Source organism: Sphingobacterium sp. UBA3519 (assembly GCF_002377215.1).
Lineage (GTDB): Bacteria > Bacteroidota > Bacteroidia > Sphingobacteriales > Sphingobacteriaceae > Sphingobacterium > Sphingobacterium multivorum.
Genome location: NZ_DFPI01000010.1, coordinates 180,545 through 193,513, shown reverse-complemented (window position 1 = coordinate 193,513; position 12,969 = coordinate 180,545). Strand labels below are relative to the sequence as shown.

Below are 12,969 nucleotides of genomic sequence, written 5' to 3'. Positions count from 1 at the left end.
TTGAATCCAACAGTTGATATCATCTATAAGTATTTTCCAAAATTAACGGATATTCAAAAAGAACAGTTTGCAAAACTTGCCGACCTCTATACATTTTGGAATAGCCAAATCAATGTCATTTCACGTAAGGACATAGATAGCCTCTACCTGCACCATGTGTTACACTCGCTAGGTATCGCTAAATTTGTTCAAGAGCTCACGCCAGGAACACAAATTTTGGACGTGGGAACCGGCGGGGGCTTTCCAGGTATCCCAATGGCCATTATGTTTCCTGAAGTCAAATTCCATTTGGTCGATTCTATCGGCAAAAAAATAAAAGTCGTACGCGAAGTTGCTGCAGGACTGGGTCTCCAAAATGTTGAAGCAGATCATATCCGCGCAGAACAACTCGACGACAAGTACGATTTTGTGATATCACGAGCTGTGACAAGACTTGGAGAATTTACGCCTTGGATACAGAATAAATTCGCAAAAAAAGATAAAAACGGTATTCCTAATGGAATTCTTTACTTGAAAGGCGGAGATCTCACCGAAGAGATCAAAGAATCTAAGCTCAAAGCAGAATTACACCCGCTTTCCGGTTACTTTAAAGAAGATTTCTTTGATACAAAATACCTGGTATACGTACCTATGTAGTTAAAGTTTGGCATTACCCATAGGAAATTGAAGTCGCCTATGGATAATGTCTACAGAATCCAGGTAGTTCGTTAAACACAGATGGATATAAGCAATCTTCTCATACCGATCATTCTCACGAAGCCACTTTAAGGAAGGCTCATAGTATATTCTAAATTTGCGCAGAGAATCTCCCGACAACTTACTGTATTCCTGAGTCAGCGGATACCATTCCTCGCGAATCAGATCCTGTTGGTATTCTTTTTCAAACTGACGTTGAAGCTTCCGCGAATTTCGTCCCTTTCGACTGAATTTATTGTAAAGCTTGTTCAGATTGACCGCAATTCCTCCCTGGTGAGGCAAGGTCACCATATTTTTCGTATCACCCCAGAAAAAGATCGACTTATACTCCTCCTTTTTTTCTTCCCATTTATCCGCTGCTGATTTACGCTTGATCGAAACAGTGTCCAAACGTAAAGTATCTTTTTGACTGCCTTTTTTCGCAATGGTATCCTGATGATAAAATTCCGTTGGATAGGCAAAAAGCCCCTGCCTATTAAATGAGAAATAGACACAGAAAAACAATAAAGATAGAAATCCGATACGTACCATATTTATAATTGACAAACTAAAATAACCAACTATAAATAAAATTAAAAAGCATTTAACTATCTTTAACTTAGAGAACTAAAGACCTAATTCTTTTTTAATTTCTAGGCCAATCAGATTGATCTCTTCATCCATACCGAACATAGGAAGCTCCGTTTCTGGATTAAGTTTCAACCAGTTTGTATCATTGTCTTTAATAATCTTTACGTATTCCACACCATCCTTAAAAATAACATACGTATCTTCTTCCTCAGGGAAAACAGAATAAACTATATCCCCCAATTCAATATCAAAAGGTTCTTTCATTTCCATAGTTAAAATATCATTAATCGCTCAAAGGTACCAATTCCTCATCTTCTTTCCATAATCGACCAATATTTCATTCCTTGATATCTCAAATAAGCTTAGGAAAAGCGCATTCATGCCATGGCGATCCGCGGATTTTCGAGCAGACACGCGATCGCCTCCGACTAAGAACTTTGTCATTGCTTTAAAAACATAATATGCCTAAGCAATTCTAACAAAAAGTATGACAGCTACTTATATTTTTCCTATATTTAAATAAACCCAATTATGAAACTAATTTATCCCATAGCTTTGACGAAAATCAAGGGCATTGGCCCTAGGACAGCGCGTAACATCATTGACCAAGGTCACGAGTTGGCAGACTTATTTGCTTACTCAAAAAAAGATTTGATGCAAATTCTTGGGATACGGGAATCGATCGCAGAAGCCATACACAATAAAAGCTATATGTCTGCCTGTGAAAAAGAACTTGCTTTTATCGAAAAACATCAGATACAAGCGTTATGGCTGGGGGACCAAAATTATCCAAATAGGCTACGACAATGTGAAGACGCTCCGCTTGTTGTCTATTATAAAGGGAATCAGCCACTCAACAGCACAAAAATTATAAGTATCGTCGGCACTAGACATGCAACCTACTATGGCCAGAAAATATGCGAAGATCTGCTAGAGGCTATGAATGGTTCCAAAGACACCTTAATCGTAAGCGGTCTTGCTTATGGTATTGATGCTTTAGCACATCGCAACGCACTAAAAAATAATATTCCCACCGTTGCTGTATTAGGGCATGGTCTCGATCGCATTTACCCGGCATCCCATCGTGAACTTGCCACAAAAATGCTAGATCAAGGAGGTTTATTGACAGAATTTACATCCAACACATTACCTGAACGCAGTAACTTCCCTATGCGCAATCGCATCATAGCCGGTATGGCGGATGTCACCATTGTTGTAGAAGCTGCAATTAAAGGAGGTGCTTTGATTACCGCCGAAATAGCCAACAGCTACAATCGCGATGTATGTGCCTTTCCAGGAGCCGTTTACGAAAAAAGTTCTGAAGGCACCAATTACCTCATCAAAACCAACCGCGCGCATATGATTAGAGGTCTTCAGGATCTGGAATACCTCATGAATTGGGAAATCAGTACAAAAGCTGTTGGTCAACAGCTTAGCCTTCCTTTGACATTGACAAAAGATCAACAACTCCTTTTTACGCTCATTCAGCAAAAGGGACAATTAGAAATAGACCATATGATTGACCTCACAAAATGGCCACAAAGTAAATTGGCCTTAATCCTATTGGAACTTGAAATGCAGTCACTCATTCACAGCCTACCCGGAAAACGCTATAAAATAGTCGGACAGACCGAAATTCAAAAGAATTAGCTCTTTTTCGATCATGCAACAGCGCCGAAATGCCGTTTGGAGCGCAATTAAAATGTACATTTATATCCAACCAAAAACCAAAAATTAATGAACGAAAACAATACAAAAAGCATCTGGAAAGTCATCGGAGCCTCCTCCATGGGAACGCTTATTGAATGGTATGATTTTTTCATTTTTGGCAGCCTATCCATTGTAATTTCCACCAAATTCTTTCCGGCAGAAAATCCAACTGCTGCTTTTCTTTCCACCCTAGCCACATTTGCTGCAGGATTTGTCGTCCGGCCATTTGGCGCTCTATTTTTTGGCCGACTAGGCGATATTATCGGTCGAAAATATACGTTTATGGTAACTTTAATGCTCATGGGCGGCGCAACATTTCTCATCGGTTGCATCCCCAGTTATGAAAGTATCGGTTTTTGGGCACCGCTGCTCGTGTTGATCCTTCGTCTCTTGCAAGGTCTTGCCCTAGGCGGAGAATATGGCGGTGCGGCAACTTACGTCGCCGAACATGCTCCATTGGGCCAGCGGGGCTATTGGACATCCTGGATACAAACAACAGCTACTTTTGGCCTTTTCATATCTCTGGTCGTCATCCTCCTTACCAAAGGCTTTCTCAGCGAATCACAATTTGATTCCTGGGGATGGCGGCTTCCCTTCCTCCTCTCTTTGGTGATGGTATATGTTTCCTATCTCATCCGTAAGAAAATGAAGGAGTCACCCGAATTTAGCAAGGCCAAAGCGGAAGGGAAAACAAGTACAAATCCGCTAAAAGAAAGTTTTGGCAACCGCTACAACCTCAAATTTGTGCTGCTCGCGCTATTTGGTGCAGCCATGGGACAGGGCGTTGTTTGGTACACCGGACAGTTTTACTCGATGAGTTTCATGAAAACAGTCATGCACCTCCAATCTGACCAAGCCGATACCATCCTCGGTATCGCCTTACTCTTGGGAACGCCATTTTTTGTCGTATTTGGATGGCTTAGTGACAAAATTGGGCGAAAATGGATCATGCTTGGCGGGATGTTACTTGCCGTATTGACCTATCGTCCGATTTACGAATCCATGTACCAACTTTCCAATACCGAACAGAAAGTCAAGGTGAACGAAACAACGGAGAACCCTCATGGATTACAAACTGCAGAAACCATTTCCATCATCAAAACACAATATGAGGACCAAACGGAAGTTACTCGAGCCAGCATGATTCATCAATCCGGTAAACTGAAAGGGCAGCAAACAACCAAAACCACAGTCCATATTGCAGGCAAAAACTATATGCTGCTCGTCCTGCTGATCTTTATACAAGTGATTTATATTACGATGGTGTACGGCCCCATTGCAGCATTCCTTGTTGAACTGTTCCCCGTAAAAATCCGCTACACATCCATGTCCTTACCCTATCATGTTGGCAATGGAATATTCGGCGGACTCCTTCCGGCTGTATCGACATATTTAACGACAAATGCCGAAGCTTCCAATACCCCGCAATTCTATCTTGCAGGTTTATGGTACCCTATTATCATTGCCATTGTATGTTTTATCATAGGCAGTATTTATATCAACAACAAATCAACTTCAGCACCCCATGAATAATCTCAAAAAATTCCTCGGCATACTTTGGATCGTTTTAGCATTGTTTACTGCTTATTTTTCCATTTTTGAACTGGCCCTGCCAAAGATATCAACGGGACATCAGGAAGATCTCGTTTTTGGAATCATTATCCTGTGCATCTTGACCCCCATAATCTCCATTGGACTCGGTTTATTTGGCTATTATTCCCTATTGGGCGAATACGATCAAGAAAAAATGTAGTCCCAAAAATGAGATCGACTTTGAATAGGCAAAATTAGCCGATTATGCTTATTCAAAGTCGATCTCCTATACGTCAGATAATGCAACTTTCCGACATTTTGAAAAGAACATTTACGGCAAATGGACTTCGTCAAGCGCTTTTTTCACGCCATTTTTAGCTGTTTTACACAAATACCAAATCTACTCCGCCATAAATTGGTGCTATGAAAAGATATCAAATGCAATTTATTGCCATGATAATCAACCGAATAAGATAAAAAGGTGTTTTTTCTTTCCTAAAACTGTTTTTTTTTCTACTTTTGTGGCGGGTAAGTCTTCTACGACCAGCTCCCATTGACTCCCCCAGGTTGGGAACAAAGCAAGGGTATTTGGTTGAGCGGTGCGATAGGAGTAGCTTACCCTTTTTTTATGCCCATTTTTTTTGACTAATCTTCCGGTCCAAAATTCAATTCTAACCTAATAATCAGCTAAATACCATGTATATCCCAATTGTTACCCGCATTTCCCCTATTTATAGAAGCCCTGTTACACAAGGAGTTTTAATCGCTTGGCATGTACATTCAACACAATTATAATTGTATATAAAAGCAAATTTATATAAGTTTGTAATCGAATAAGAACTATCGTATGAGTTGGTTTAAAAGAGAAAAAGCTGGTATTAGCACAGCTACCGCTAATAAAAAAGAAGCACCTGATGGTATGTGGAACAAATGTCCTACATGTAAAAAACCATTGTTGCATCTTGAACAAGTAGAAAACGACTATGTTTGTCAATATTGTGGCCACCACTTAAGAATTGGCTCCAAAGAATATTTTTCAATTTTATTTGATAATAACGAATTCACAGAACTATTTCCTAATCTAAATTCTGGTGATCCATTAGAATTTTTCGATTCAAAGCCATACCCTGAACGTTTAAAGGAAAGTCAAGCCAAAACAGGTCTTAAAGATGCTTTACGTTCTGGCCATGGAAAAATGAATGGTCAAGACATTGTTATTGCTTGTATGGACTTTAGTTTCATCGGCGGATCCATGGGATCTGTCGTTGGCGAAAAAATCGCGCGTTCGATAGATTACTGTATTGAGCATAAAATTCCATTTATGTTAATATCCAAATCAGGTGGTGCACGGATGATGGAAGCCGCATTTTCATTGATGCAAATGGCTAAAACTTCGGCTAAATTAGCGTTATTGGCAAAAGCAGAACTTCCTTACGTTTGTTTATTGACCGACCCTACTACAGGGGGAGTTACAGCATCTTACGCGATGTTGGGTGATATAAATATCGCAGAACCTGGTGCGTTAATCGGATTTGCCGGACCCCGTGTCATTAAAGAAACAATTAAAAAGGATCTTCCAAAAGGATTCCAGACTTCGGAATTCGTGCTCGAGCATGGATTTTTGGATTTCATTGTCGACCGTAGACAGTTAAAAAACCAAGTGGCTACCTACCTTAAATTAGTGGGATAATCATTGTCAGGATATAAAAGAAAGCGGTGCCAAGAATATTCTTGGTACCGCTTTCTTTTTTCGCCCCATAACTGTTGTGCCTGCGACCTCTTGTCGGATATATAGAACGTATAAATCAACCGTCTTTTTAAAGATATCGCCAAAAAGCCCATATTTTTCTTTTGGACAGATAATCCGTTTCACCCTCCTTCTCATAAGCTTCCCGCTCAAACGAAATACGCCGGTACGCTTTATCAAAATCCCGAAATTGAATAAAATGAACGGCAAATTCAAGAAGATACCAAACATAGAAAAAGAGAATACCTAATTCAAGCGCTTGTCGCAAATGTATACGCTCATGACGAATCAAGTCGTCCTTCTGTTTAAAAAAAGTACTTTTCAGAAAGATAAAAGGATAAATAGTAATTGCATTGGCTTTTCCAAAAGAGAAGAAATTCGTCCAAAATTTGCTAACTATAATCATATAAGAAGTCCAGACCGTTTTCAAACGAATCAAACTTAGAAAAATTTACCTTTATACACAATTATTATTGGCTTCTTATGAATTGTACTATATCCCTATCGTTCAGTCCTTGATCCGATAAGAGATCGCAAAAATTTCTTTTTGAATAGGAATTTTTATTAAGTTTGCTATAGATTAATTGTGAAGATATGCCGTACAAAGAGCGTGAAATAAATAAATTGTATTATACAATGGGAGAAGTTACAGAAATGTTTGATGTAAATGCATCCCAGATACGTTTTTATGAGCGTGAATTTGATATTCTACAGCCTAAGAAAAATAAAAAGGGTAATCGCTTATTTACGCAAGAAGATATTGCCAATTTAAAGATCATCTTCAATTTGGTTAAAGATAAAGGTTATACACTACAGGGGGCACGTGATTACCTGCGTGACAACAAATCTGAGGCAAAAGAAAATCAACGTGTTGTAGATTCATTGGAGCGTTTGAAGAACTTTCTTCTTGAAGTTCGTGACTCACTGTAGTACCTGAGAAACTTCTATTTAAAACTCCCCCAATAGGAATTTTTCCGTTATTTTGACCCAATTCTTCCCGCCTATCCTAAGTGGGGATAAAATATTAGCAACAACAGATAATAGTACTACGATCATGCAGACAGCATCTATTTTTCAAAACGTCACTTTCCAGGACAAGAAGCCCAAAATGGACCTTCTCCTAGAAACAAATGGCAGCAAAGAATATCGTTTGACTTTTGCAGAAGGGCAATATCTAAAGGAACATAAAACAGCTGCATCAATTATTGTAGAAATTGTCGAAGGCAATATTGATTTTGGTGTTAACGGAAGCAAAATCAGTCTAACAAAAGGCATGTTAGTGACACTGGAACCAAATGTACCGCACGATCTCTTCGCCATTACCCAAAGTATTGTTCGTCTGTCTATTCACAAAAAACACTAAAGAAGAGTCTGGGTGACTTAACGGTCTTTGAGTTCAATAACCTCTAGGTTCTCAATTTTATCTTTATTGATATCAAACCGCATTAACGTCCTCACTTTATGCCAGCCCTGCTTACCCGCTGCACCTGGATTAAGGTGGAGGCATTGAATCTTAGGATCGAAGATAACCTTTAGAATATGGGAATGTCCAGTAATAAATAATTTTGGCGGATTTTTCATCAATTCTCCTTTAATACGTGCAGCATATTTCCCGGGATAACCACCAATATGTGTCATAAAGACGTCCACTTCCTCACACCTAAACCTCAAATCTTCTGGAAATTGTAAACGAATTTCTTGACCATCAATATTACCAAAAACTCCGCGCAGCGGTTTAAAAGCCGCCAACCGATCTGCAACATCCACATCACCAAAATCGCCTACATGCCAAATCTCGTCGCAGGCTGCAAAATGAGTAAATACCGCTTCATCTAAAAAAGAATGTGTATCTGAGAGTAATCCGATCTTTGTCATCATTTAAAAAGCTAAAAAATAAGGTGCCAGGGCCGTGCGATATGCTTCTGAATAAATACCTTTAGCAGCATAAATAACAAACTCACGTACTGCAACCGACTCAACAGGTCTCCGTTCAAACGTTACGATCTTACGTAGCACCGATTCTCCTTCAAAGGAACTTATCCGAACTTCAGTAGAACAATGTAAACCTCTTTCTGTAGAAATACTGACTAAGGTATCCGCTAATGCCGCTGGAAGGATAAGGATTAATTTCCCCCGATTCGATAAGCGTATAGAGGCGAAATCCAACAGTTCAAAGAAAAAATCCAGATCCGTATGTCTAGCCAGTTTCCTCCGTTCATCCGGATTATGCAACGAATCCGTATAAAAAGGTGGATTTGATACAATCAAATCATAATTTCCTGTTGTATCCAGTTGCTGAAAGGAACTAGCATGTAGCGTTAGGCGTTCACGGAAAATGGAATTGCGAAAATTTTTATCCGCCATCAACGCAGCCAAAGCGTCGACTTCAACAGCTTCTATCTGGCTATTCCCAAGACGCTGAGCCAACATCAAGGCAATGACTCCAGTGCCTGTGCCCACATCTAAGACACGTTCTACAGGTTCTATCTCCGACAATGAAGCCAACAAAACACCATCTGTATTGATCTTCATCGCACAGTCAGACTGATCAACCTCAAATTGTTTAAACCGAAATATCGACGCCATACGCCAAAGATAAAACTTTTAGGACCTTTGGCACAAACAAACCCATGTAACCTGCGATTTATTTGCTAATTTAGTCAGCAACAAATCTATATAAGCCATGAATATCCGTCAGCTTGCTCTTATGATATTGATTATGAGCTGTGTCCTTCCCACAAAACTATTGTATGGACAGGAAAATTGTGAACGATATACCGTTGAGACACTTCCCCTATTGACACAAGCCTTAAACAACAATGACTTTGACAAAATTGACCCTTTACTTAATAGCATAGAGGCAAGCTGTGGTATCAATGAATTTGTACAAAGGTTACGCATCCTTATGCAAATCATTGAAAAGAAAAATAGTGCTGCAGCGATTGACCTCTATTGGAACAGTCAATTTGATAAAAGCTTTCTACAAAGACTGGATGCGGCAGACCAGGACGATTTCTCAACGCAATACGAACAGCATAAGGAAAAATACAATTTTTACCCATTGCGGCACCCACTGGATGGCCTCATCAAAGTAAGGGCACAAGCACTCCTTGTTTCTGACAGTTACACGTTAACGGATCAGGAAAAAGATATTTTACTGCTTTTTTCAGATACTGACGTTTCCAGTGCCGAGCAAGACCGACAAGCTGATGAACAAGATAATCAACAGCGGTTTCCAGCACCCAAAGTGTACAGAGATAGACAAAAAGCCAAACTTGGCTATGTTCCTTCAATCGGCGTAGTCACCCCACTTGGTGGAGCCAACAAAATTTTCGGAACCAACATAAGCTTTGGATTTATGCTGACGAGCTCGCTGGAAAGAAAATTTATTTTTGAAGGTGGCTTCAAGGTGCGCATCAACTCAAACGACCGCAATATTGATTACAATTACGAGGGCTCCAATGTTTCGGTCAATTCTTCAGCGACCGCATTTATGGGCGGTGCTGTAGGTTACAAAGTTTTTGACAACGACAAATGTATACTGATTCCAAAAGGTATCCTTGGCATAGATATTACAGATACCGGTATTACAGAAAGCGCTTATTCCTCTGGTTATTATGATCCGGATGGTTATTATTATGATGGTGGATACACCGATCGTATGGTAACCATCAATAATGTGCACTTAGGACTTGGTCTCGCATCCCTATTTCGCATGAAAAACCAAAAGTACATTGGTTTCGAACTCGGCTATCATTACGCGCCTTATGATGCCAGCAGTAAGGTATTGATCCCAATACAGGCGAATTACGGAAGCTTGGAACTATTTTTCAGGTTTTAAGCAATAGCCCTTCAAAAACTTTCATGACTTCGCAGACATCAACAACAATGAAAGCGAGCTCAAGGTTCTCTCTAACCAATAAGATCAGGCACTTTCAGAAAAAAATACGCCAGATGATGTTCTGTTTTAAAAAACATGATCTGGCGTGTTCAAATCGAAGAAAACAAGTCCCACTTGAGATCAGGTGTACAAGTCCAAAAGAAGATTTAATTCTTTAGCAGGCGTTGTATCTCATCCAGCTTCATTAATGCCTCAACTGGAGTAAGCGAATTAACATCCAGATTATTCAGCATATCCCTGATCTTATTCAAGACAGGATCATCAATGGAAAACATTTGCAATTGGTAGGCCTGTTTCTGAATCTTACGCATACTATCCTTAATCTGCTCCCCACCAGTTCGCTCCTGCTCCAATCTTTTCAGGATCTGGTTGGCACGATTCAGCAACTTTTGTGGCATCCCCGCGAGCTTTGCCACATGAATACCAAAACTATGTTCTGAGCCTCCTGGAACGAGCTTCCGCAAGAAAATAACTTTGTTATTGACTTCCTTCACCGTCACATTATAATTTTTAATACGATCCAATGAAGTTGTCAGCTCATTTAATTCATGGTAATGCGTTGCAAACAATGTTTTTGCTTTGGCTGCGGGATTATTGTGTAAAAACTCAGCAATAGCCCAAGCAATAGAAATACCGTCATAGGTACTGGTACCACGACCGATTTCATCTAAAAGAATGAGACTACGGTCTGATAAATTATTCATGATGCTCGCCGTCTCATTCATCTCTACCATAAACGTAGATTCTCCAGAAGAAAGATTATCTGAAGCGCCCACACGGGTGAAAATTTTGTCAACCAGACCGATCTTTGCTTCTTTTGCCGGTACGAAACAACCAATTTGCGCCATCAACACGATCAATCCAGTCTGACGGAGTAACGCCGATTTACCGGCCATATTAGGCCCCGTAATAATAATAATCTGTTGTGTCTTTGGGTCCAAGAAGGTATCATTGGTAATATAGTCCTCGCCTATTGGCAGGTTTCTTTCAATGACAGGGTGTCTTCCGCCTTTAATATCCAAGATCTTGCTCTCGCTGATTTCAGGCTTTACATAATAATTTTTCTCTGCTACAACCGCAAAGTTAAGCAGCACATCCAGCTTAGCGATCAGCTGTGCATCGAGCTGAATAGGTTTGATATATTCAGCAATGGAAAGCAATAGCTCTGCATATAATCTATTCTCCAGTGCTTGGATCTTCTCCTCAGCACCTAGAATCTGTTCTTCATATTCTTTCAGTTCCTCCGTAATGTAACGTTCTGCATTCACCAGTGTCTGTTTACGGATCCACGTCGTCGGAACCTTATCTTTGTGTGTATTAGTGACCTCCAGATAATAACCGAAAACATTATTGAACGCTATTTTTAAAGAAGGAATCCCTGTGAGTTCCGCTTCCCTTTTTTGGATCTCAAGCAGATAATCTTTGCCACCAAAAGCGATCTTGCGCAATCGATCCAATTCAGGGTCCACCCCTTCCGCGATTACACTCCCTTTATTGATTGCGACAGGAGGTTCCGCCTGAACCTGTTGCTCTATTTTTTCACGTATAACAGCACAAGCATCTAACTGATCTGAGATTGTCCGAAGAGCATCAGCATCTTTACGATCTGTAAGTTCTTTCAATTTCTCAATAGCATATAATGCGCGCTTCAATTGCACAATTTCCCGCGGGTTTGCTTTTTGCAGTCCGATCTTGGAAATTAAACGTTCCAGATCGCCCACCTGTTTGATCTGACCAATCAGTTCATCCCGTAAGTCACGGTTAGTGAAAAAGAAATCGACCACATTCAATCGCTCCTGAATACTCTTTCTGTCTTTGAGCGGCATCACGATCCAGCGCTTGAGCAGACGTGCTCCCATTGGACTGGATGTATGATCCAGTACATCGGATAGCGTAACCGCATTTTCATTCAACGAACCGATTAATTCCAAATTACGAATCGTAAAACGATCCAGCCACATAAAACGGTCCTCTTCAATACGGGAAAGCGTAGAAATGTGCTGCAGGTTACGATGCTCGGTTTCATTGAGGTAATGCAATGCTACACCAGCAGCAACAACCCCTACGGTCATGCGATCCACGCCAAATCCTTTCATCGACGAGACCTCAAAATGCTTCAATAATGTTTCTGTAGCATAGTCTCCCGTATACGGCCATTCGTCAAGAAAATAAGTATAGTAATGCGACCCAAACTGCTCCGCAAAATCCTTGCTCTGTTTTTTGGAAAGAATGACTTCCGTTGGCTTAAAACCTTGAAGCAATTTATCGATATAGGTAACACTTCCCTGAGCAACCAAAAATTCGCCTGTTGAAATATCAAGAAAAGAAATACCGATCCGCTCTTTTTCGATAAAGATTGACGCTAAATAATTATTCGATTTCTGCTGAACAATATTGTCATTGTAGGAAACGCCAGGGGTAACCAACTCTGTCACACCACGCTTAACGATTGTTTTTGTCGTCTTAGGATCCTCCAACTGATCACAGATCGCCACCCGTTGGCCGGCACGCACCAATTTTGGAAGATAGGTCTCCAACGAATGATGAGGAAAACCAGCCAACGCGGTTTCCGATTCCGAGCCATTACCACGCTTCGTCAAAACAATGCCCAAAATCTGGGCAGCTTTGATTGCATCCTCACCAAATGTCTCGTAAAAATCGCCAACACGGAACAACAATAACGCTCCAGGATATTTAATCTTGATCGCATTATACTGTTGCATCAATGGGGTCACTTTCTTTTCTTTTGCCAACTTGTAAATCAATTTTTATGAAGCGTAAAAATAGGATAATATCGTCGCTTTGGCAAACG

General features: G+C 40.3%; 14 protein-coding genes and 1 other RNA gene. 9 read left to right on the top strand and 6 right to left on the bottom strand.

Going from position 1 to position 12,969, the window contains the following annotated elements; translation table 11 throughout:
* On the top strand, nt 1–636 hold the full coding sequence (rsmG, locus tag B3297_RS04790; RefSeq protein ID WP_070560683.1) for a 16S rRNA (guanine(527)-N(7))-methyltransferase RsmG: 636 nt from the start codon (nt 1–3) through the stop codon (nt 634–636).
* On the opposite strand, the gene B3297_RS04785 is transcribed toward rsmG, so the two are convergent.
* Nucleotides 637–1,227, bottom strand: a complete 591-nt coding sequence (locus tag B3297_RS04785) for a hypothetical protein (protein WP_070560685.1) — start codon at nt 1,225–1,227, stop codon at nt 637–639.
* A gap of 75 nt (nt 1,228–1,302) precedes the next feature.
* Nucleotides 1,303–1,536 (bottom strand): hypothetical protein, encoded by a 234-nt coding sequence (locus B3297_RS04780; protein WP_070560687.1) that lies wholly within the window; start codon nt 1,534–1,536, stop codon nt 1,303–1,305.
* A gap of 261 nt (nt 1,537–1,797) precedes the next feature.
* Here B3297_RS04780 and dprA point away from each other — a divergent pair, with 261 nt between their 5' ends.
* The 5 genes from dprA (at nt 1,798) to accD (ending at nt 6,199) form a co-directional block, all read left to right on the top strand.
* The gene (gene dprA / locus B3297_RS04775; RefSeq protein ID WP_070560690.1) at nt 1,798–2,916 is read left to right on the top strand and encodes a DNA-processing protein DprA; all 1,119 of its coding nucleotides are present in this window, start codon (nt 1,798–1,800) and stop codon (nt 2,914–2,916) included.
* An 87-nt stretch (nt 2,917–3,003) separates the two neighbouring features.
* The gene (locus B3297_RS04770) at nt 3,004–4,509 is read left to right on the top strand and encodes an MFS transporter (protein WP_070560692.1); all 1,506 of its coding nucleotides are present in this window, start codon (nt 3,004–3,006) and stop codon (nt 4,507–4,509) included.
* The gene (locus B3297_RS04765) at nt 4,502–4,729 is read left to right on the top strand and encodes a DUF6814 family protein (protein WP_070560694.1); all 228 of its coding nucleotides are present in this window, start codon (nt 4,502–4,504) and stop codon (nt 4,727–4,729) included. The genes B3297_RS04770 and B3297_RS04765 overlap by 8 nt, the downstream gene beginning before the upstream one ends.
* Before the next feature lie 306 nt (nt 4,730–5,035).
* Nucleotides 5,036–5,133: signal recognition particle sRNA small type (gene ffs / locus B3297_RS04760), an RNA gene on the top strand.
* 223 nt (nt 5,134–5,356) lie between these two features.
* Nucleotides 5,357–6,199 (top strand): acetyl-CoA carboxylase, carboxyltransferase subunit beta, encoded by an 843-nt coding sequence (gene accD, locus B3297_RS04755; protein WP_070560696.1) that lies wholly within the window; start codon nt 5,357–5,359, stop codon nt 6,197–6,199.
* Between the two features lie 127 nt (nt 6,200–6,326).
* Here the strand turns inward: accD and B3297_RS04750 are convergent, their stop codons facing one another.
* Complete coding sequence (locus tag B3297_RS04750; protein ID WP_070560697.1) at nt 6,327–6,662, bottom strand: hypothetical protein; 336 nt, start codon at nt 6,660–6,662, stop codon at nt 6,327–6,329.
* A gap of 188 nt (nt 6,663–6,850) precedes the next feature.
* Here B3297_RS04750 and B3297_RS04745 point away from each other — a divergent pair, with 188 nt between their 5' ends.
* Both B3297_RS04745 and B3297_RS04740 read left to right on the top strand, forming a co-directional pair.
* The gene (locus B3297_RS04745) at nt 6,851–7,186 is read left to right on the top strand and encodes a MerR family transcriptional regulator (protein ID WP_046674120.1); all 336 of its coding nucleotides are present in this window, start codon (nt 6,851–6,853) and stop codon (nt 7,184–7,186) included.
* A 124-nt stretch (nt 7,187–7,310) separates the two neighbouring features.
* Nucleotides 7,311–7,619, top strand: coding sequence for a cupin domain-containing protein (locus B3297_RS04740; RefSeq protein WP_286777345.1), 309 nt, complete (start codon nt 7,311–7,313; stop codon nt 7,617–7,619).
* A 17-nt stretch (nt 7,620–7,636) separates the two neighbouring features.
* Here the strand turns inward: B3297_RS04740 and B3297_RS04735 are convergent, their stop codons facing one another.
* On the bottom strand, nt 7,637–8,131 hold the full coding sequence (locus B3297_RS04735; protein ID WP_286777347.1) for a metallophosphoesterase family protein: 495 nt from the start codon (nt 8,129–8,131) through the stop codon (nt 7,637–7,639).
* A 3-nt stretch (nt 8,132–8,134) separates the two neighbouring features.
* Nucleotides 8,135–8,842 carry a tRNA1(Val) (adenine(37)-N6)-methyltransferase gene (locus tag B3297_RS04730; RefSeq protein WP_112373809.1) on the bottom strand — a complete coding sequence of 236 codons (708 nt, stop codon included), beginning with the start codon at nt 8,840–8,842 and terminating at the stop codon, nt 8,135–8,137.
* 97 nt (nt 8,843–8,939) lie between these two features.
* Here B3297_RS04730 and B3297_RS04725 point away from each other — a divergent pair, with 97 nt between their 5' ends.
* The gene (locus tag B3297_RS04725) at nt 8,940–10,097 is read left to right on the top strand and encodes a hypothetical protein (RefSeq protein WP_112373810.1); all 1,158 of its coding nucleotides are present in this window, start codon (nt 8,940–8,942) and stop codon (nt 10,095–10,097) included.
* Nucleotides 10,098–10,303: 206 nt separating this feature from the next.
* Here the strand turns inward: B3297_RS04725 and mutS are convergent, their stop codons facing one another.
* A complete protein-coding gene (mutS, locus tag B3297_RS04720; protein WP_286778523.1) occupies nt 10,304–12,910 on the bottom strand; it encodes a DNA mismatch repair protein MutS in 2,607 nt (868 codons plus the stop codon).
* Between the last annotated feature and the right edge of the window lie 59 nt (nt 12,911–12,969).